Origin of the sequence: Enterovibrio coralii (assembly GCF_001559595.1) — a bacterium.
GTDB lineage: Bacteria > Pseudomonadota > Gammaproteobacteria > Enterobacterales > Vibrionaceae > Enterovibrio > Enterovibrio coralii.
This window is the reverse complement of record NZ_LNTY01000025.1, coordinates 215,429-234,758: the sequence shown is the minus strand read 5'-3', so window position 1 is coordinate 234,758 and position 19,330 is coordinate 215,429. Positions and strand designations below refer to the sequence as shown.

The 19,330-nt window shown below is 48.8% G+C and carries 16 protein-coding genes and 4 pseudogenes; 13 read left to right on the top strand and 7 right to left on the bottom strand.

Annotation, left to right across the window (positions count from 1 at the left end; translation table 11 throughout):
• The first annotated feature begins 209 nt into the window (after positions 1-209).
• Positions 210-764, top strand: a complete 555-nt coding sequence (locus ATN88_RS08160) for a GNAT family N-acetyltransferase (protein WP_067413949.1) — start codon at positions 210-212, stop codon at positions 762-764.
• 6 nt (positions 765-770) lie between these two features.
• On the opposite strand, the gene ATN88_RS08155 is transcribed toward ATN88_RS08160, so the two are convergent.
• Genes ATN88_RS08155 through bufA2 form a run of 3 tightly spaced genes read right to left on the bottom strand, consistent with a single transcriptional unit; the run spans position 771 to position 2,658 of the window.
• Positions 771-1,532 carry an HvfC/BufC N-terminal domain-containing protein gene (locus ATN88_RS08155; protein ID WP_067413945.1) on the bottom strand — a complete coding sequence of 254 codons (762 nt, stop codon included), beginning with the start codon at positions 1,530-1,532 and terminating at the stop codon, positions 771-773.
• Positions 1,529-2,356 (bottom strand): MNIO family bufferin maturase, encoded by an 828-nt coding sequence (bufB, locus tag ATN88_RS08150; RefSeq protein WP_067413942.1) that lies wholly within the window; start codon positions 2,354-2,356, stop codon positions 1,529-1,531. The genes ATN88_RS08155 and bufB overlap by 4 nt, the downstream gene beginning before the upstream one ends.
• 20 nt (positions 2,357-2,376) lie before the next feature.
• On the bottom strand, positions 2,377-2,658 hold the full coding sequence (bufA2, locus tag ATN88_RS08145) for a BufA2 family periplasmic bufferin-type metallophore (protein ID WP_067413939.1): 282 nt from the start codon (positions 2,656-2,658) through the stop codon (positions 2,377-2,379).
• 854 nt (positions 2,659-3,512) lie between these two features.
• Between bufA2 and ATN88_RS08140 the strand changes: the two genes are divergently transcribed.
• From ATN88_RS08140 to ATN88_RS08125, 4 genes are read left to right on the top strand one after another with little or no spacing between them, the layout of a single operon-like run.
• Positions 3,513-3,983: a hypothetical protein gene (locus tag ATN88_RS08140; protein ID WP_067414124.1), complete on the top strand. Its 471-nt coding sequence runs from the start codon at positions 3,513-3,515 to the stop codon at positions 3,981-3,983.
• A 29-nt stretch (positions 3,984-4,012) separates the two neighbouring features.
• Positions 4,013-4,888 (top strand): HAMP domain-containing protein, encoded by an 876-nt coding sequence (locus ATN88_RS08135; protein ID WP_067413935.1) that lies wholly within the window; start codon positions 4,013-4,015, stop codon positions 4,886-4,888.
• 20 nt (positions 4,889-4,908) lie between these two features.
• A complete protein-coding gene (locus ATN88_RS08130) occupies positions 4,909-5,502 on the top strand; it encodes a GGDEF domain-containing protein (protein ID WP_067413932.1) in 594 nt (197 codons plus the stop codon).
• A 26-nt stretch (positions 5,503-5,528) separates the two neighbouring features.
• Positions 5,529-5,981 carry a GNAT family N-acetyltransferase gene (locus ATN88_RS08125; protein ID WP_198158348.1) on the top strand — a complete coding sequence of 151 codons (453 nt, stop codon included), beginning with the start codon at positions 5,529-5,531 and terminating at the stop codon, positions 5,979-5,981.
• Here ATN88_RS08125 and ATN88_RS08120 read toward each other — a convergent pair.
• From ATN88_RS08120 to ATN88_RS08105, 4 genes and pseudogenes are all read right to left on the bottom strand, one after another.
• Positions 5,963-6,310: a hypothetical protein gene (locus tag ATN88_RS08120; protein WP_067414122.1), complete on the bottom strand. Its 348-nt coding sequence runs from the start codon at positions 6,308-6,310 to the stop codon at positions 5,963-5,965. The genes ATN88_RS08125 and ATN88_RS08120 overlap by 19 nt on opposite strands.
• A gap of 168 nt (positions 6,311-6,478) precedes the next feature.
• Positions 6,479-7,713 (bottom strand): annotated as a pseudogene (locus tag ATN88_RS08115) (ABC transporter substrate-binding protein).
• Between the two features lie 27 nt (positions 7,714-7,740).
• The gene (locus tag ATN88_RS08110; protein WP_067413925.1) at positions 7,741-8,592 is read right to left on the bottom strand and encodes a carbohydrate ABC transporter permease; all 852 of its coding nucleotides are present in this window, start codon (positions 8,590-8,592) and stop codon (positions 7,741-7,743) included.
• Entirely contained in the window at positions 8,592-9,488 is an 897-nt protein-coding gene (locus ATN88_RS08105; protein ID WP_067413922.1) for a carbohydrate ABC transporter permease, read from the bottom strand. Before ATN88_RS08105 ends, ATN88_RS08110 begins: the two co-directional genes overlap by 1 nt.
• A gap of 210 nt (positions 9,489-9,698) precedes the next feature.
• On the opposite strand from ATN88_RS08105, the gene ATN88_RS08100 reads away from it, so the two are divergent.
• From ATN88_RS08100 to ATN88_RS29080, 8 genes and pseudogenes are all read left to right on the top strand, one after another.
• Entirely contained in the window at positions 9,699-10,832 is a 1,134-nt protein-coding gene (locus tag ATN88_RS08100) for an ABC transporter ATP-binding protein (protein ID WP_067413919.1), read from the top strand.
• A gap of 30 nt (positions 10,833-10,862) precedes the next feature.
• Positions 10,863-11,869 (top strand): annotated as a pseudogene (locus ATN88_RS08095) (substrate-binding domain-containing protein).
• A gap of 171 nt (positions 11,870-12,040) precedes the next feature.
• Positions 12,041-15,134, top strand: a pseudogene (locus tag ATN88_RS08090) (beta-galactosidase).
• A gap of 180 nt (positions 15,135-15,314) precedes the next feature.
• A complete protein-coding gene (locus ATN88_RS08085) occupies positions 15,315-15,755 on the top strand; it encodes a hypothetical protein (RefSeq protein WP_232312962.1) in 441 nt (146 codons plus the stop codon).
• Positions 15,756-15,801: 46 nt separating this feature from the next.
• On the top strand, positions 15,802-16,506 hold the full coding sequence (locus ATN88_RS08080) for an SDR family oxidoreductase (protein WP_067413916.1): 705 nt from the start codon (positions 15,802-15,804) through the stop codon (positions 16,504-16,506).
• Positions 16,507-17,057: 551 nt separating this feature from the next.
• Positions 17,058-18,032 (top strand): C4-dicarboxylate transporter DcuC, encoded by a 975-nt coding sequence (gene dcuC, locus ATN88_RS08075; RefSeq protein WP_269748116.1) that lies wholly within the window; start codon positions 17,058-17,060, stop codon positions 18,030-18,032.
• Positions 17,933-18,409, top strand: coding sequence for a C4-dicarboxylate transporter DcuC (dcuC, locus tag ATN88_RS28200; RefSeq protein ID WP_269748115.1), 477 nt, complete (start codon positions 17,933-17,935; stop codon positions 18,407-18,409). Before dcuC (ATN88_RS08075) ends, dcuC (ATN88_RS28200) begins: the two co-directional genes overlap by 100 nt.
• 232 nt (positions 18,410-18,641) lie before the next feature.
• A pseudogene (locus ATN88_RS29080) lies at positions 18,642-19,325 on the top strand (methyl-accepting chemotaxis protein); the annotation flags it as partial.
• Between the last annotated feature and the right edge of the window lie 5 nt (positions 19,326-19,330).

The following is a 19,330-nucleotide window of genomic DNA, read 5'->3' as shown; positions in this document are numbered from 1 at the left end:
CACCATGCTGATCAAAAGCGGCCATAGCCAGCTCGGAATACCCAATTCGAATCGGCCTGACTTTCCGTTGTCTGTAGACTTGCTCATGGTTATGCCCTCTTTGCGTTCAATGAGGATATTTAACCAAGCGGTTATGGCGTGAGCAGGAACGCATTCTGGAAAACTCATGAGCAATTCTGGCCGAAAAAAGGCAGGGTTCTTATCGCTACATGCGAAAATTGCTCGCCTTCTCATCACTGCCAACCCTCATGACTATTATTCACTTAACACCCAAAGAACTGCCCCGATATGCCAATGAACTTCGCCACTTTCTAAGGGACGTGTTCGACAACCCTACAATGGACATCGTTTGCAATGATGAGCTGCTTGCGTACGTTGTCGTGCTGGAAAGTGAACAGATAGTGGCGTGTTCATCAGTGCACGTGAGAGAAATGACGCAAGGTGAAACAAGGTTTTTGGGTGGCGTGATTGGCAGCGTCGCCGTTCATCCCAACTGGCGGGGAAAAGGACTGTGTCGCAGCCTTATCCACGCGTTAGAGACACAGATGATGGCAAGCAGCGTCGATGTCAGTTTCCTTTTCGCTTACGTACCAGACATCTATCGCGCGTGCGGATATCAAGCGCTTGAGATGCCTATCCACCACGTTGATGATACGACGCACACATGGACGTCTTTCGTCTATCGCGGTGGTATGTTCAAACACTTATCTCAACGCATCTTACTGCAAGACAATGAGATAGACTTTGGAGGGTGCGTGTACTGACGCCATTCAGCGTGAAAGCACTTCGTCTGCAATCCAGCGCGGCAGCATTTGACCAAACGCAACAGACACATCTTCGTCAGGAAAGCGCGATGCTAGCGTCTCCCCGATGGCGTCCAGAGAATCACCTTGGCGCACACAGTCAATGGCGACTGACTCAATGGGCGACAGGCTTCTAAAATGGGGGGAATAGCCTTTACGCCAAATCAACACATCAACAGGCTCTAGCAGCTTGGAAGAGGTTGGCGGCGTATCGTCTTTGTCGATGGCATGCCAGATATCTAAGGTATTGAAGGCATGTGTTACCTTTGTCAACGTCGGCACTGGCACAAGCTGAATCTCTTGCCCTGAAGCCGCCAAAGCTTGGAGATGTTCAAAGCTCATCACCTCGCTATCGGTGCCATCAAATGCTCTTCGCAGTGTCCAATCCAATTCCGCCAATTCAGCCACATCCAAATCATTTGGAAGCTGCTTCGCCAAAAATACGGGGAAGACATCACCGTAAAAACCAATGTTGTTGTAAATGGATTGGTGAGATTGAACGAACTCACCAGCTAAGCGGTTAAACCATTCGTCACCCAAATACGTCACGGTATGGCCAAAGGTATCGCGCAGCACGTCAATCAGACGTACGCGATACGCGTTGTGGTAAATCGCCAAGCGATCTTTAGGTGCCAGGGTTTGCGCCGAGCGACTTACCCAGCTCGCATCCACACAGGTTTCATTTAAAACCAGCTCTTGGAAGCTATCTTGAATGCTCTGAAGATTCATACTGCCCCTCGCATGCTTAGCACGTTGTTGGTAATGGCTCTGGCTGTATCCAGCTCAGCCAACAACTCAGGAAGAGGGGGAATATTGTCATCTCGCTCAATCATGGTAGGAACAGCACCAAATCGCAGAATGGCTTGTTCAAACAAACTCCACACACCGTCACAAACCGGATGGTCATGGGTATCTATCAAATGGTCGCCGTTGTTGAGGTGACCTGCCAAATGGAATTGTTGCACACAATCTACAGGCAAACCGTTGATGAAATCGTTAGACGAAAAGCCGTGGTTAAAGGCACTGACATAAATATTGTTCACGTCGAGTAGCAGCTTACAGCCCGTCTTTTGCGTCAACTCAGCCAAAAACTCCCACTCCGTCATTTCGGAGGAAGAAAACTCTACGTAACTTGAAACGTTTTCAATCACGAGGGGACGATTCAGCACATCTTGAGCCTGCTCGATGTTTCTCCCGATAACATCCAACGTTTCTTGGGTGAAGGGAAGCGGCATAAGGTCATGCAGCTTTCGACCATGAACACCAGTCCAACATAGATGGTCTGACACCCACATGGGTTCGATGCGTTGAGCTAAAGCATGAAGACGCTGAAGGTAGTCCGTATCAAGGCCATTTACTGAGCCTATTGAGAGAGACACGCCATGCATCACCATGGGGTAGTTTGCTCGAATTTTATCAAGCATGGCCAATGGCTTACCGCCATTGACCATATAGTTGTCTGAAATGACCTCTAACCAGTCAACCGGTTGTGGCGCATCCAAAAAATCATTGTAATGCTGAGTTCGCAATCCAAGACCAAAGCTAGACGTCATTTCATCGCTCCTTCGTTTAATTAAACATCAGAGATTGTGCCACCAGCGTCAAGGCACTCTTTCGCGCCCATGGCTTTAAAGCCGTGGCCGCCACACTGGTTTTGTCCCTTACATGCATGCTCTGCTGTTTTACAATCAGAGTTTCCTTTGCACGAATGAACACCATAGCAGTGCACTTTATCGCCAGCACCAATCGCTGCACCGCTGCTACCTGCAGGTTGTTCTGCTGCAAACGCGCCGGTACTTACTGCTAGTGCTAAAGCGACAGATGCGAAAGTCGCACTTTTTTCGATCTTATTCATTCTCATTTCTCCAATGTTGTTTGTACAAATGAGCAGACAAATTCGTGCTAAATGAGGAACAGAATAAAAGCACTGCCGCCATTTGAATTAAACGTTTATAGAAACCCCACCCGTAAAATTTATTGGTTTGAGTGGCGCTCAAATGAAAAGACCTCAAGCAGTCAAAATTTATTTCGAAAAGTTTGCAATAAAGTGAACAACTCGTTCGTTATTACACTTTAACTATTGATTTAAAAATAAATAAAAATACAAAAAAATTTAAAATCAACGTTGTAGCAACGACATGGCATGGAGATAAAGTGAGGCAAAATTGAGAATCCATGCAACCTAAAGACATGAACAACAGGTTGAATATTGTCGAAAAAATATCAAACCTTGGCCTTTTAGGCTAAGTTCGTGTCAAGAAAACCACTCACACGCCATTATTTCTTAGACATCGAAATTCTTTAAAATATAACCGCCAAAAAGTACGGCATGCGTTATTTCCAACGCCCTCTTCCTGTTATTAAATCATTCGATATTCGCGAGCAGGTTAGAAGCTAACAGAGCGTGAAAAGCGGCGTCGATTGTTATTACGTCATGTCCAACCCTCGCCTCTTGTACATTGTGTTACCTGATGCTTTTGAGCGCACAAAGCCAGTCAACTTCATACAGCTTGTTGGCGTCAGTTTGTGAACGTCAACGAGTCTTTAGGTATTTGTAATGTTACCGACATCTACTATTGCTCAACTCCATTTTTATTACGGTTTTTTAACGAATAAACTACGTTTGTTCAGCCACTTGCTGACAATTTTTTGTTTTGGGGAAGAGAAATGCGGTTTTTCAGGGCTTTTCAGCTCTTTTTTGCACTATTGATGGTTGTTCACACACATGCTCACGCCGATTCCGTCGCCAGTTACCCAGAAGGTTGGGAAGCGTGGCCAGTCGTAAAAGAATCGATGACCTTACCCGCAGACACTGTGCTGCCGCCAGAAACCTCGCTGTTTATTCAGGAAGCGGTTCGCTCCTACGCATGGATCAACAATGGCGAAGGTTCACCTCTAACAATTCGCGTGAACCCAGACAAGCTAGAGCAGTACAAAACCCATGGCCCATATACCGACGGACCAACGGTTGTTGCCGTTTCCGAGGTTGAAGGCATCATCTGGGTGACGGAACATTTCGCCGGTTTGCCTATGTATGGCAGCTACAACCGCAAAGGTCAGGATATATCGAGTATGCACCCCACGCTGGAGCCAGAGTTTTGCCAGCGTTGCCATGACACCTACAAAGACATCTGCATTAACGGTACGTGCACCGAGCCTGTGCTCTCTTCGTACGAATAGGGCGTTAGGTTAAAAAGGATAGAGGCTGAATGCTGAAAAAACTTACCATCAATCAGTTGCTGTTTGTTTCCCATCTATTGCTGGTTGTCATACTGATTGCGGGCATGAGCTACTCTCGCTACCAAAGCGAATGGGAATCACGCGTCAATCAAGAAGCAGCACTGATGGAACAATCGGTGTCGCCATTGATGCGTGAGATTTCTGCCGCTGTCGCGGGGCGGAACTACACAGCGTTAATGATGCCCTCGCAAAAAGATACCTTGTCACGCATTGAGCAATTGCTGTTTCTCGATGTACAAGGCACATCGGATTATCTCGATAACAAAGTGTGTATCCGATATGTCCGAGAGACCGGGGAAATATGGCGTGTGGATGTCAGCGACGAAGAATTGGAAAGCACCAAGCTTACCCGCGACACCTTGGCAACCAAGTTGGAAGAGGAAAACCTCAACCATATCACCGCTCGAAAGCTCGCTTTTTTGCTCAACAAAGCCAATAAAGATCTGTCAGCATTAGCATTAAGTCAAAAGCTTACCGCAGAGTTTTCGCCGCCTTGGCCGATTGCGCCTCTTGAGGATAAATTTGCCCTGTTCCCAGAGCAAAATGTCGCGGCAATACAGTTGCCCTTGTTCAACAAAAATGGCGGGTATCTGTATGCCGTTTTTGATGCGTCCCACCTTTACTCGTTGAAGTCAGAAATTTATTTCACCATTGCCGTGGAAGCTGCGATTGCTCTTTTTGTATCACTGCTGCTGATCATTGGTGTGACCCACTGGTTGGTCGCGCCATTGCGCCGCCTTGCTGCGCAAATGGATAAAGACATCGAACAGCTCAACATTGCTTCTTTAGAGGAAATTCATCGAAGTGATGAAATTGGTGTGCTTGCCCGAGGCTTGCATAGCTAACGCGTAAAACCCAGTCTCAGTTGAAGCTTCTCAAGCATCTGTCCGACACCGATGCGCTCACCGGTTTGAGCGGTCGGCATAATTACAACGAAAGAGCGCAATCGCTGTATCACGCAACACGCCTGCAGGGCGCAAACTTTGGCGTGATTGTTTGTGACATCGACAATTTCAAGCTTTACAACGATACCTTCGGTCACGGTAAAGGCGATGTCGTTATCAAAAAAACCGCCGATGTCTTGTTGAGCTCAACGCGAAACAACGATCTTTGCTTCAGGATTGGGGGTGAAGAGTTTGTCGTCTTGATGAAGGTATATGACGCTGAGAACCTGTTTTATGCCGCTGAACGCATGCGACAAGGCGTTGAAGCACTCGCCATTCCGCACGTGACGGAACGCGGCATTGTCACCTTGTCGGTTGGTGCCGTTATGTTGCCACCGCAAGCGCGAGACTGGTCATACACGGACGCCTTCGATTATGCCGATAAACAGCTTTATGCGGCAAAACACGGAGGAAGAAACCAAACCGTGTTTGAGGTTGTCAAAACAGACCAAGTGCCCGTGCTCAGTCTAAGAGCAAAGAAGACGTTGCTGAACCCGCATCCTAATTCACCATGACTCAAACGAACATCAAAGGGAACGTATTGATTAAAATAGAAAAGGCGTCACCTGACGACATCCAAACCATCACGGCATTGGTCAAACGGGTAGCCGCGCATGATGTGTTGCCGCATTTCAGTGCCGAGGGGAAAGCTTTCTTTCTCGACATAGTCTTAAGAGATGTGAAAACAACCTTTGAGAACGCGTCTTACCACACCTTCAAACTGGTTGATAATGACAAGCTGGTTGGCTTCAGTGCGCTTAGAGAAGGAAATTACCTGACGCACCTTTTTGTCGATAAATGTGTTCAAGGAAAAGGATGGGGAGCGGCACTTTTGACCCGCACTTTTTCCTTCGCAACCTCAGACGAGGTAACGATGCGGGCATCGGTCAATGCTGTACCTTTCTACGAGAAGTTCGGCTGCGAGGCCATTCGTGAAGAGGAAGAAGTTAATGGTATCCGCTTTGTGAATATGCGTTATACCTTGAAATCGTAACTTCTGTCGCTATTGGGTGAAATGGTGCTCTCAACTTGCTTGAGCAGTTGTTGTTGCCCTTGCGTGTAGGCGGAATACTTCGCCATTTTTGCTTCTTGCTCTGCCACGCGATCGATAAGGCCGCGATAATCGCCACGCTGTGGCGCATCTTCTTGAGCCTTTTCCGCCTGCATTTTTTCTTCGCGCTCTTTGCGAAGTTGCTCCGCGCGCTCATTGGGTGACACCGCATTATCACCGCGCACGCCGTTTTGCTGCTGTTCCTCACGCTCTTTTTGGCGAGAGTTATAGTAGTTGCTGGTGACGTAATTGGTGTTAATGAGATTTGGCATTGCCGTACCCTGTCCTGCGTCGGTCATCTTCGTGGCGTATTCTTAACTTTAGTACACCCCTTTCAGAGCGGCAGGTTTTTTCCGCGCGCTCATTGTATAAAAAAGAAGCAAAAGCCGTGCCATCGGCTTTTGCTTCTATGTGGTATGAAAGACTAATCTGCGACTAGTTTATTGCTTAAATGTACGCTGACGCGTTTTTTCCAATTTTTCCAAGATCTTATCAATTCGATCTGGATAAACCATGTATTGCTGGAAGCCCTTCATGCCTTCTTTAGCCATGGCTGGATCCGTATCGCGGTCATAAAATTGTGCTGTACCTGCCGCTTCGCCCAACATGACAACACCGGCATTCAAGAACTCATCGTCCTTCGGTGTGGCTTTGTTATTGGTTGGGATTTGTAGCATGGTTCATTGATCATGGTTTGAATTTCAGGACGTGCGACGAAGGCAAGGAAGGTTTTCGCATCTTCTTTGTTTTTCGCTTTTGACGGAATGTGAATGGTATCCATCGGGGCGTCTTCAGCCATTGGCACCTTAGGGTCAATCACAGGAAACTGGAAGAAGCCCATGTTTGGACGTACTTCATCAGTAAAGTTAGCCGCCAAGAAATTACCCATCAGGTACATCGCTGCTTCGCCGTTGTAAAGGAACGGCTGCGCTTCTTGCCAAGAGTAGGACGCGTGGTTGTCGAGGTAGTAACCCGGCTCAACCAACTCATTCCACTTCTCAAACACAGCTTTCACGCGAGGATCGGTGTACGGAATTTTTCCGTCCATCAAATCGATGTGGAAATCGAGTCCGTTAACACGCATGTTGAGGTAATCAAACCAGCCCGCTGCCGTCCAAAGGTATTTGGTGCCAATGGTGAAGGGCGTGACACCGTTTTCCTCAAGCTTTTTCGCCGCAGCAACCAGCTCGTCCCAGGTTTTTGGTACCGCGATACCGTATTTATCGAAAATGTCTTTGCGGTAATAGATGCCCCATTGGTAATAGGTATAAGGCACACCAAATTGCTTGCCGTTTACTGTCATCGCGGGCTTCGCACTGGAGAAATCCTCGTACATGCCGTTGGACTGCCAAAGATCACTGACATCTTCAAACAAGCCGCGATCGACAAAGGTCTTCATACGGTTACCGGCATACCAGAACACGATGTCAGGTGGTGATGTCACCAACCAGTTACGAATCGTCGTTTTATAGGCTTCATGATCGTAGAGGTTATATTTCACTTCGATATCTGGGTATTCTTGCTCAAACTTTTCAATCACCTCTGCCCACGCTTTCTTCGGCGCAGGATCTGACGCATCAGAGTTGATAACCAAGGTTCCTGATACCGCGGAGCCGCTGAGCAGAAGAAACAGACTGCAAAGCACGCTCAAGCCTTTTGTTGCAAGCGTTCTCATCCTATCCATCCTTTTATCAAGCCGTCATTAGCCTTTCGTTGCGCCTAACGTTAAACCGGCAATAAAGTGTCGCTGCATCGTAAAGAACAGAGCCACAGGAGGAAGCGCAGCAATTACCGCCCCTGCTGACATGTACTGCCAAGAAGCCAGCCACTGTCCTTGTAACGCGTTGAGACCAGCCGTGACAGGACGAACCTCATCACTTTGCACCAATACCAACGCCCAGAAAAAATCGTTCCAAATAAAGGTAAAGACCAAAACGGATAAAGCTGCCAATGCAGGCCTCACAAGTGGGAGCACGACATACCAAAAAATTCGCCACTCACTCACCCCTTCAACACGCGCGGCTTCTATCAAAGCGTCAGGAATACCGACGATGAAATTGCGCATGAACAAGGTGCAAAAACCAGCTTGGAAAGCCACATGGAAGAAGATCAGTGCCCAATGTGAGTCATAAAGACCAAAGGAGATGGTTAAGTCACGTACTGGGATCATCAAAATTTGGAAAGGCACAAAGTTCCCGCCAATAAACAGCGCGAACAGCCATATGTTGGCTTTGAACTTGTACTTCGCCAGCGCAAAGCCAGCGAGTGTCGACAGTGCAACCGCGCCCGCCACCGCTGGAATGCTGATCAGCAGGCTGTTAAGGAGATAACGTCCCATTGGTGTTGCGGTGAAGACTTCGGTGTAGTTCTCCACCAGCTGAAGCTCATCGGGCAAACCCCAATAGTTACCCGCATTGATGTCCGCTATTGAGCGCAGCGATGTCATCAACACAGCAGCAAGTGGGATCAGCCATAAAATGACCGCAATGTAGAGTGCAATGCGATAAGTGGTGTTTGCCAGCTGTCCGCGTTGTTCAATAGGTCTTGGAAACATTAGCGTTCACCTCTCAGCATGCGCCATAGGAACCAGGCGATATAAAGATCCATGATTAGGAAGAGCACCACAGCGACGGCTGCACCGTAGCCCATGCGGTAGTTGAAGATTGATTCTTCGTACATCATGTACGCGAGCACTGTCGAGCTTCCCCACGGGCCACCCGCTGTCATGGTGGCCACCAGATCAAAGGAGCGGAGCGCACCAATCACAGTCACAACCACCGCGATGAAGGTGGCGGGTTTGAGTTGTGGAACCACAACATACCAAAGCATTCGCCAGCCCTTGGCACCGTCGAGTCTTGCAGCTTCAATCTGTTCGGGGTCGAGGTTATTGAGCCCGGTTAAGTAAAGGATCATGCAGTACGCAATTTGCGGCCATAACCCAGCCGCGATGATGCCGTATGTCACCAGTTTTTCGTCTGCCAATATGGAAACAGGGTCGAATCCTAAAGCCACCATAAACTGCGTAAGCAGGCCAAAGGACGGGTCGTAAAACCACGCAAACACCAGACCAACAACCACTTGCGAGATAACAAACGGGAAGAAAAACAGGGCCTTTACCAGACGAATACCCGCCACCTGCTGATTGAGGAACAGGGCGATAAGCAAGCCAATTGGTGGTGCCAGCATAAAGAGCACCAGCCAGAGAAAGTTATTGATGAGCGAGGTGTAAAACGCGTCGGAGTCAAAAAGCTCGACGTAATTTTCCCAACCTACCCACTGCTTTTCGCCTAATCCATCCCAAGAGAAAAAGCTCAGCCAAACACTTTGTCCGATGGGATAAACCACATACACCGTGAAGATGATGATCGCCGGAAAGAGGAACAACCAAGGTGCGAGAGCTAATTGGCTTCGTTTGGGGGATTGAGGTGATGTCACTGAAGACCCAGCCATACAGACTCCTTGCCGCTGTTTTGAACACCCGAGCAACCCGCTCGCGTTAATAAAATGTAAATAGATATTCAATTTTGATTAAATCTAGTTCACAATTTATTTCATGTAAACGTTTACGTGGCGAAAAAATCCGCTACGTTTAGTAAAGGGTGACGTGTTCGACGGTTTCGATACGCATCAGAATTAAACAGGTTGCATAGGGCGTGAATTATGGCGGATATCACTCTAAACAAGGTCATCAAGCGGTTTGGGAACGTGGAAACGATTCATGGAGTAGACCTTGAAATCGAGGGTGGCGAGTTTGTCGTCTTCGTTGGGCCTTCAGGTTGTGGCAAGTCAACACTGCTTAGGTTGATTGCTGGTTTGGAAACGATTACAGAAGGACGAATAGCGATTAACGACCTCGAAGTGAACGAGGTTGACCCTGCCGATCGCGGCGTCGCTATGGTGTTTCAATCCTATGCGCTTTACCCACACATGACGGTGCGCGAGAACATGGGGTTCGGACTCAAAATGAACAGCGTGGAGAAATCTGTTATCGATGCGCAAGTTGACCGCGCAGCGAAAACCCTCCAATTGGAAGCCTTGTTAGACAGAAAACCCAAAGCCCTCTCTGGCGGCCAAAGGCAGCGTGTGGCGATTGGTCGCGCCATCGTTCGCGATCCCAAGGTGTTCTTGTTCGATGAACCGCTTTCTAACCTTGATGCAGAGCTTCGCGTTGAAATGCGTCTGCAAATTGCCAAACTACATCAAGAGCTTAAAAACACCATGATCTACGTGACCCACGATCAGGTCGAAGCCATGACGCTCGCCGATAAAATCGTGGTTTTGCGTGCCGGCAATGTAGAGCAAGTCGGTTCACCGCTTGCGCTTTACCACAACCCTTCCAACCTTTTTGTCGCTGGTTTTATTGGCTCACCAAAAATGAATTTCATCGAAGGTGTGGTTTCAGCATCGCATGACAGCCAAGCCGATATCACCATGCCTGATGGACAGACGTTGAGCGTCCCTACTATCAAGCCGGTGAAAGAAGGAGATAAAGTCACTGTTGGTATCCGCCCCGAGCATATTCAAATTGGTGCGGGAGAAGGCTTCAATTTTGATTTTCATAGCGAAGTGGTTGAGCGACTTGGCAACAGCACATATCTGTTCGGCCAGTATTATGGCTCAGACGGTTTCAAGGTTCATATCCCAGGAGACAACGCGGTAAGGGCGTTTGAAACGGTAAGGCTGCGCTGCTCGCCAAGTGACATTCACCTCTTCGATGAAGCGGAACAAGCCCTCACGTACCGAGAACCTTCGACCCGTGAGATCTCCGCATCCGAAGCCCCTAACGTGCAATAAGCCCGCCTTGCTGAAGATTAAGGTGAAAGCATGGCGACGATAAAAGATGTAGCGCGATTGGCTGGCGTGTCTGTCGCCACGGTGTCGCGCGTTATTCATCAGTCACCACAAACACGTCCAGAGACAGTGGAGACGGTCAGGCAAGCCATGCGCAAGTTGGGTTATCGCCCTAATGCTGCGGCCCGTACACTCGTTAACAAGAAAAGCAAAGCCATAGGGGTCGTTGTCGCCGACGTGTCCGACCCCTTTTTCGGCGGATTGGTCAAACATGTCGACAACGTGGCGTTTCTCAGCGGGCAGCAACTTCTCATCGGTAACGGCTATCACGATGCAGAGCGGGAAAAGCAGGCGATTGAACTGCTCATCGAAAATCAGGTGGGTGCCTTCATCATTCACAGCAAAGCCCTCGACGACACCACACTTAAACTCTTCGCTGAAGATTACCCTGCCATGGTCTTTATCAACCGTTGTATCAAAGGGCTAGAATCCCGCTGCATTTTCCTTGATAACTATCGCGGAGCTTACCTTGCCACGGAGCATCTCATTAGTCAGGGGCACAGGGAAATCGGCTGCATTAGCTCAAACCATAAAATTGAAGATAGCTGGCAACGCACCCGGGGATATTTAGATGCGCTTGCTGCATCTGGCTGAGTAAACACGCCACGCAAGATCTGATCGTGAAATACACACCCAATGAGAAAGGCGGGGAGCAAGCCATGGTGGCGTTACTTGATGCGCATCCAACGCTTACCGCCGTTTGTTGTTATAACGACAACATGGCCGCAGGTGCCATTACGGCACTCACAGACAACGGTTACAAGGTGCCAGAAGACATCTCCGTTATTGGGTTTGATGACAGCCTGATCGCCCAATATTTGCATCCAAAACTCACTACCGTGAGGTATCCCATTGGCGAGATGGCGGTGCAGGCAGCCGAACTTGCCTTGGCTCTGACGAAGAGTGACGAAATCCCTATAAAAAGTGGTGGATATACGCCGTCTTTGATTCTGCGAGATTCGATAAAACGCCTTTTTTAGTGATCACTGAACTGACATCACCAAAATAATAAAAATTGCTTTCAGTTCAACACTATCGGCTTTATCAAATTGGTCTAAGCTTGGCTTTAACAGCGTAAAGAAAACACCGTGGAGCAGCCTTTTTCACTCGCTGCCACGTTGTCATGGAAAACCTGACTTACGGAGAGTGACATGACCCGCTACGCCGAACTGATTCAACGCAGACATTGGGAAAATCCCGCCATCGTCCAGCTGAACAGGCTACCTGCACATTGTCCTCTCGAATCCTATCCCAATGTTGAACTTGCCGTAGAGCATCAAGACCGAATCGGTCCGTGTTTGGGCAGTACGATTTCACTTAATGGGGATTGGAAGTTCGCACTATTTGACGCCCCTGAATCTGTGCCATCTGCATCTGTCTGCCCCGAATTCGACGATCGGAGTTGGCGGACCATGCCTGTCCCCGCCAACTGGCAACTTCATGACACCGGTGACAAACCCATATACACCAACATTCGATATCCTTTCCCTGCCACCCCGCCTCTCGTACCGACTGACAACCCCACCGCCGTTTATCGCACCCAATTTCAACTCTCTGAGCATTGGCAAAAAGGCGAAACGCGTATTTGTTTTGAAGGGGTCAGTGCCGCCTTTTACGTTTGGTGTAATGGCGCGTTCGTTGGCTACAGTCAGGACTCTCGGCTACCCGCAGAATTCGACCTCAGTGCCTTTTTGAATTTAGGAGACAATACGCTGGCTGTGGTTGTGCTGCGTTGGTGTGACGGCAGCTATCTCGAAGATCAGGACATGTGGTGGCTAAGCGGGATATTTCGCGATGTCACCCTGCGTAGAAAGCCTCACAATGCAATCCTCGATTACACAGTGCGTACTGAGTTAGACCCGACTCACCAAACGGGCACGCTATCGGTCGAAACCAAACTAAGAGGCGCACACAAGCGCGTATTGGTGCAGCTTTTTGACGAAGGCACTGACATTTCAGGGCCACTTGTTGCGGAGTGCGGTGAGATTGCGATTGATGAAAGAGGCAGTTGGAAAGACAGATGCCATCATTCCATCACCATTCTTGTCCACGACTGTGGAGCGACGAAGACCCTCACCTTTATCGCCTCGTGTTGGTATTGCTTGATGATTTTGACGAGCCCGTGGATATTGAAGCCTGTAACGTTGCTTCCGCCATATTCAGATCCAAAACGGTTTACTGAAAATCAATGACCACCCCGCGCTCATCCGTGGAGTCAATCGTCATGAATTCCACCCCGACAAGGGCTACGTACAATCGGTCGAAGACATTGAGCAAGATTTAAAGCTCATCAAGCAATTCAATTTCAATGCAGTTCGTACTTCGCATTACCCCAACCATCCCGCGTTTTATGCCCTTTGCGATAAATATGGGTTGTACGTGGTCGATGAAGCCAACATCGAGACTCACGGACTTGAGCCGATGGGACAACTTTCTGACAACACTGAGTGGATGCACGCCTACATGGAGCGCGTAACGCGCATGGTGGAAAGGGATAAAAACCACCCTTGCATCATTTTGTGGTCGCTAGGCAATGAATCCGGCATTGGTACGAACCATCATGCCATGTATCAATGGCTCAAACAGCGCGACCCTACCCGCCCGATTCAGTATGAGGGCGGTGGTGCGAACACGGCAGCGACTGACATTCTTTGCCCCATGTATGCACGTGTTGAGCAAGACCAAACCAACACGCCGTTACCCAAATGGGCACTACCAAAGTGGATAGGTCTTCCCGAAGAAGATCGCCCATTGATCCTTTGTGAGTATGCCCATGCCATGGGCAACAGTTTGGGCAGTTTCAATAAATACTGGGAGGCGTTCAGACGTCACCCTCGCTTACAAGGCGGCTTCATATGGGATTGGGTCGATCAAGGCCTGACTCGGAAAGATGATCAAGGCAATGAGTATTGGGCTTACGGTGGTGACTTTGGCGATATGCCAAATGACAGACAGTTTTGTATCAATGGCCTCATGTTTCCAGATCGCACCCCACACCCGAGCGCGTTCGAAGCAAAATACCACCAGCAACGTTTTGTCTTTGGGCTGGAAGGCACCTTCCCGTTGGTCGTCTCAGTAGAAAACGAGTACCAGTTCCACCCTCCCGAAAACCTGACCTTGCAGTGGTCTGTGCAGAAAAATGGCAAACAGGTGGCAAGTGGCTTCGAAGCACTTCACCTTCGCGCGGGTGTCACCATGAGTTACAAGCTGATGGACTCGCTGCCCTATCCAAAACACGGTGCAGAATACTTCTTGCTTCTTGAGGTGGTGCTGTCAGAAGACGAACCATGGGCAGAGAAAGGTTTCGCTATTGCGCAGTCGCAACTTGCTTTACCCGTAAACCGACCGCTGCGTGTACCGCCCGTATCACCCGATAAATTGCCAGTGGTGACCGAAGACTCCGATCATTGGACAATAAGTGGTGACAGTTTTGTCTTGGGGTTTGATAAGCAATCCGGACATTTAGTGCAATGGCTGATCCATGGTGAAGAACAAATTTTGGACGCGCCGAAAGACAACTTCATCCGCGCGCCAATAGACAATGACATTGGTGCAAGCGAAGCAGGCAACCCCGATCCGAATGCCTGGCTCGGTAAATGGGCGGCGGCAAACTTGTTTAAACTTCGCCATGAGAATCTCTTTAACACCGTCGACTTGCTCGCTGATCAGGTCCAAGTGCGCTCGCACCATGGTTACTTCATTGGTGGCGCCATGGTGATCAGCAGCTTGTGGCGCTATGAAGTCAACGTCGTCGGCGATGTACAGCTGACCGTCGAAGTGGATGTGGCACCGGACATGCCAGCCCTGCCGCGCGTAGGTTTAGAATTAGCACTGCCGCTGACCGATTCGCTATCTTGGTTTGGTCGAGGCCCTCACGAAAACTATCCCGACCGTAAAGACAGTGCGATGATCAGCCGTTACCTTTCTCGCGTCGAGGACATGCACACGCCATATATATTCCCGTCTGAAAATGGACTACGTTGTGATGTCAGGCATTTGGATATCGATAACCTCAATATTCAAGGCATGTTCAATTTCTCCGTCAGTCGATACAGTCAAGAATCGCTGATTGATGCCAAGCACAACCATGAATTGGTTGCCGATGACCATCTGTATTTGCGTATCGACGGCTACCACATGGGTGTAGGTGGCGATGACTCTTGGAGCCCGAGTGTTCACCCAGAATATCTTCTCGATAAGCAGCACTATCGGTATTCGCTGAATTTCTCCATCAAAGAGCTCTAATAGAAAAGCCGCCACTTGGCGGCTTTCTCTTTTCAGCATCAAACAAACGCCATCAAATCCGCCGATTCGTGCGACATCACTCGGGCGTTGCTAACCAAGCCTTTTTCTCTCTAGTTCGATTTTTTAGGATGTGAAAGCAAACTCATACCGTCATAGTTGACCGCCAACCTCGGAGAGAAAATGAAAAAGCTCGCCATTGCCGTATTCATCATACTCGCCTTTATCATCTATCAAGAATCGACCAAGGCTCCAAGAGAGCGTGTCAGCTATGTCCAAACCTTACCTGAGCAAGCACCGTTTGAGGTTAGCGACGCGTTCGACGGCAAGTGGGAGGGACGACGTTTTGACGTCAGTGGCGACAAGATCTGCCTTGAGACCCGTATTTTGGGCGAGATTGAAAACGGCCAAGTCTCTCTTCGCTTGATGTACAACAATACCATGCTGAAAGGTTGGATAAGCGACGAGGGAAAGCTTTCACTCTACAGCGACAATGCCCGCTGGGGCTATGACTTCCAAGCAACGCAGACAACCAAGCGATCACCGGCGATTGGAAGGTATCAAATGCGCCTTGCCACGGAACATGGGAAATCGCCAAAGTCTCTTAACTCGACAGAGGCATGAATTAGGCGCAGTATGATTGCCCAAAGGATGAGTGGGGAACAAAACCATGGGGCATCAACTCAAACAGCTATTTATCACTGGCGCGAACCGCGGCATTGGCCTTGCGCTTACACGAGCGTACCTTGACGCAGGCTGGCAGGTAGACGCCACTTGCCGTTCTCCGTTTGACGCACCTGACCTTCAACATTTGGCAGATGTGTATCCCGCCCTCTCAGTGCATGCGCTTGAGGTAACCGACCACCAAGCGATAGATGCCTTGTCCGCAGCGCTCAAAGACCGCCATTACAATTTGATCATTAATAACGCAGGTTATTACGGGCCAAAAGGCTATGGGTTCGGCAATACCGACATGAACGAATGGCGCAGGGTGCTTGAAATCAACACGATTGCACCTCTCAAGATTGCAGAAGCGTTCTACCCTCAATTGAAGGCGGGTTCACCGGGCATATTTGCGGCGTTGTCTTCCAAAGTCGGTAGCATGACGGAAAACACCTCTGGCGGCGGGTATATCTACCGCTCTTCAAAAGCAGCATTAAACTCCGTGGTGAAAAGTCTTTCTAATGACCTGTCTCATGAGGGAATCGTCGCCGTCGCCCTTCATCCTGGCTGGGTGCAGACGGAAATGGGCGGGCCAAATGCATTAATCTCAACGGAAACCTCAGCCTCAGGCTTGGTCAAAGTGCTCGACTCATTAACGAACGAAGACAGCGGCAAATTCCTGAACTTTGACGGCTCTGAGATTCCTTGGTAACACACTCCGCGAAATAAGCATTCACAAAGAGAAGGCGGTGCAACTGAACCCGCCTTTCTCGTTCAGCAATGTTAACACCTTGTAGAAAGTCACCCCAAAGCACCTTCTCACACCCTCTATAGAAATAGGCAGATGTGATTGGCATCTCACTGCTGAACATTTTTTCCGCGCTACTGGCTTCATGATTGTTCAAAATGACGTGTTTTTTGGCGCATCGTGACTAATTTCGTGACAACCGCTACGCATTCTAGTGCCGTATTTTTCGCCCGCTTTGGCCCTTTCACACAAATTTATAAAAAACGGCTCGCTTGGTGTTATTGATGTCGTCACCTTTTGATACAAAATCATCTCATCAATACAATTGATATATGTATTAATAGCGCATTTATTCATCAAGCTAAATTCAATTGTGCGATTCATTCACTGCTGATAAATCTCCCGTGACTCTTTGACTTATCGAAAGAAAAGCAAAGAATGTGACACGTTATTGATGTGCCTTAATCGGCCATCAATATGGGTTCGTGTCGATTTTTGTTTATGGAGAAGCATGAATGACAACCTTATTCAGCCTGATAGTGATCCTTGCTGTCGGTTATTTAATTGTTAAGCGTTACAACCCTCAAACCACCCTCTTCTTGGGCGGTATGTTATTAATGGTTGCCAGTGTCTTTTTCGGCACCGGTCTTCCACTTGCCGAGTCTGCATCAAGCGGCTCAGTCGCACTCGACATCTTTACGTTTGTTAAGCAAACAATGAGCAAAACCGTCGCAGGCCTTGGTCTTATCATCATGGCGGTTGGCGGCTTCGCGCATTACATGGACCATATTGGTGCCTCTCGTGCGCTGGTAAACATCGCCATTAAACCTTTGGGGTATTTCAACTCTCCTTATCTGGTCATGGCACTGGGTTACATCATCGGCCAGCTTCTCAACATTTTCATTCCAAGTGCTTCTGGTCTCGGTCTGCTGTTGATGGTTACCCTTTACCCGATCTTGGTTCGCCTTGGTGTGAGTAAGATGTCGGCAACCGCAGTTATCGCAACAGCGGCGTGTTTGGACTTGGGTCCAGCATCAGGCAACGCAAACCTCGCTGCACGCACAGCAGACATGCCAGTAACTGAATACTTCATCTCTTACCAACTGCCTGTTGCTCTGGCGACTATGGTCACCATTGCTGTCCTTCACCTGTTTGTGCAGCGTTGGTTCGACAAGAGAGAATCGTCTTCTGAAGATACTGACATCAATGTAAAAGAAAGCGAAGTGAACCCACCAAGCTGGTACGCACTTCTGCCTGTCATTCCATTGGCTCTGCTTCTTCTGTTCAGCCCAATGGCTATCGACACCGTCAAGATCGACGTCGTTACCGCCATGTTGGTGTCTATTGCTGTTGCCATGCTGTGTGAAGCTTCCGCCGCGCACCTAAAGCGGTGTTTAGCGATATTCTGGTTTACTTTGACAGCATGGGTCGCCAGTTTGCGCGCGTTGTTACCCTGGTTGTTGCGGGTCAAACCTTCGCACACGGCTTAAAAACGATTGGTCTGTTGAACGCACTGATCGACGGCGCGTTAGCTGCAAGTGTGTCACCGGCATTGATGGTTATCTTGATGGTCGCAATCATCGCACTGGCTGCGATCATCATGGGCTCAGGTAATGCACCATTCTTCTCGTTTGCTGCTATGGTGCCAGAAATCGCGGGTAAGGTAGGCATTCCTGCCGTTGCCATGCTGATGCCAATGCAGCTTGCTTCAGGTATTGCGCGCTCGATGTCGCCAATTACTGGCGCTGTTGTGGCAGTTGCAGGTGTGGCTGGCGTATCTCCGTTCGAGCTGGTTAAACGTACCGCTGTCCCTATGGTTGGTGCACTGATCGTTTCAACGGCAGCGTCACTGATCATCGGTCTGTAAGACGACGTAAAAAACGCAAAACCGGCATCATTGAGATGCCGGTTTTTTATTGTTTAAAACACACCATTCACCTGATCACAAAAGCATCACGTCACCCAAACAAATTCAACGCTTTCCTTACCTAGATCAATTAAAATTCAAATTTAATAACACGTTACAAAAATAAGTACTTCAATTTAACCTGACTTATCTACGATGCTTGTAGCCCTTGATGAAATAGGAAGTAAATAAAATGGCATTTTGGAATTCCAACAAATTAAAAGCCGAATTTAGCCAACAAATGCAAGAGGTAGCCTCTAACTACAATGCAAAAGCCATGATGCTGGAGCAACAGCTTGAGGAAAAAGATGCCAAAATTGCAGAGCTCGAAACGCAAATCGAAAACCGTCAAAAAACCAGTCAATGTCAGCAGCAAGGCACGAGCATGCTCGAAGCTATCCGAGAGGGGCTGTTGGTGAATGCCGATACCTTGGTGGCAGAAAAACACGAGATTTCTGCTTTAGATGATATGTTCTCGCAAACACTTTCTGCCTTAGCAAACCTTTCAGCGCGAGCCAATAAAATCACCGAAGAAGCGAACCGTAACCGCGCAGCCGTAGCGGAATTGACAGAGACCACCACGTCCATCAACCGTTTCGTTGCTGCCGTGCAGGAGATCTCAGAGCAAACCAACCTTCTAGCACTCAACGCAGCGATTGAAGCGGCGCGTGCAGGCGAAGCGGGTCGCGGCTTTGCCGTGGTGGCGGATGAAGTGCGTCAACTAGCTAAGAAGGCAGGTGAGTCCAGTAGCCAAATCGAAGCATTGGTGAAAAAGGTCATCGACCAAAACGCCGACATTCAGCACCTCGTTGAAGAAAGTCAGCGCGGCGCAGACGACGTTGCATCTTCCTCAACACAGATTGAATCTGTCGTGAATCAGGT

Coding starts and splice junctions, on each gene's coding strand:
- dcuC (WP_269748116.1), top strand. CDS start 17,058: ATGACAACCTTATTCAGCCTGATAGTGATCCTTGCTGTCGGTTATTTA.
- ATN88_RS08120 (WP_067414122.1), bottom strand. CDS start 6,310: ATGCCAAATCTCATTAACACCAATTACGTCACCAGCAACTACTATAAC.
- ATN88_RS08085 (WP_232312962.1), top strand. CDS start 15,315: ATGAAAAAGCTCGCCATTGCCGTATTCATCATACTCGCCTTTATCATC.
- ATN88_RS08140 (WP_067414124.1), top strand. CDS start 3,513: ATGGTTGTTCACACACATGCTCACGCCGATTCCGTCGCCAGTTACCCA.
- ATN88_RS08080 (WP_067413916.1), top strand. CDS start 15,802: ATGGGGCATCAACTCAAACAGCTATTTATCACTGGCGCGAACCGCGGC.
- bufB (WP_067413942.1), bottom strand. CDS start 2,356: ATGACGTCTAGCTTTGGTCTTGGATTGCGAACTCAGCATTACAATGAT.
- ATN88_RS08160 (WP_067413949.1), top strand. CDS start 210: ATGCGAAAATTGCTCGCCTTCTCATCACTGCCAACCCTCATGACTATT.
- ATN88_RS08110 (WP_067413925.1), bottom strand. CDS start 8,592: ATGTTTCCAAGACCTATTGAACAACGCGGACAGCTGGCAAACACCACT.
- ATN88_RS08135 (WP_067413935.1), top strand. CDS start 4,013: ATGCTGAAAAAACTTACCATCAATCAGTTGCTGTTTGTTTCCCATCTA.
- ATN88_RS08105 (WP_067413922.1), bottom strand. CDS start 9,488: ATGGCTGGGTCTTCAGTGACATCACCTCAATCCCCCAAACGAAGCCAA.
- ATN88_RS08155 (WP_067413945.1), bottom strand. CDS start 1,532: ATGAATCTTCAGAGCATTCAAGATAGCTTCCAAGAGCTGGTTTTAAAT.
- bufA2 (WP_067413939.1), bottom strand. CDS start 2,658: ATGAATAAGATCGAAAAAAGTGCGACTTTCGCATCTGTCGCTTTAGCA.
- ATN88_RS08100 (WP_067413919.1), top strand. CDS start 9,699: ATGGCGGATATCACTCTAAACAAGGTCATCAAGCGGTTTGGGAACGTG.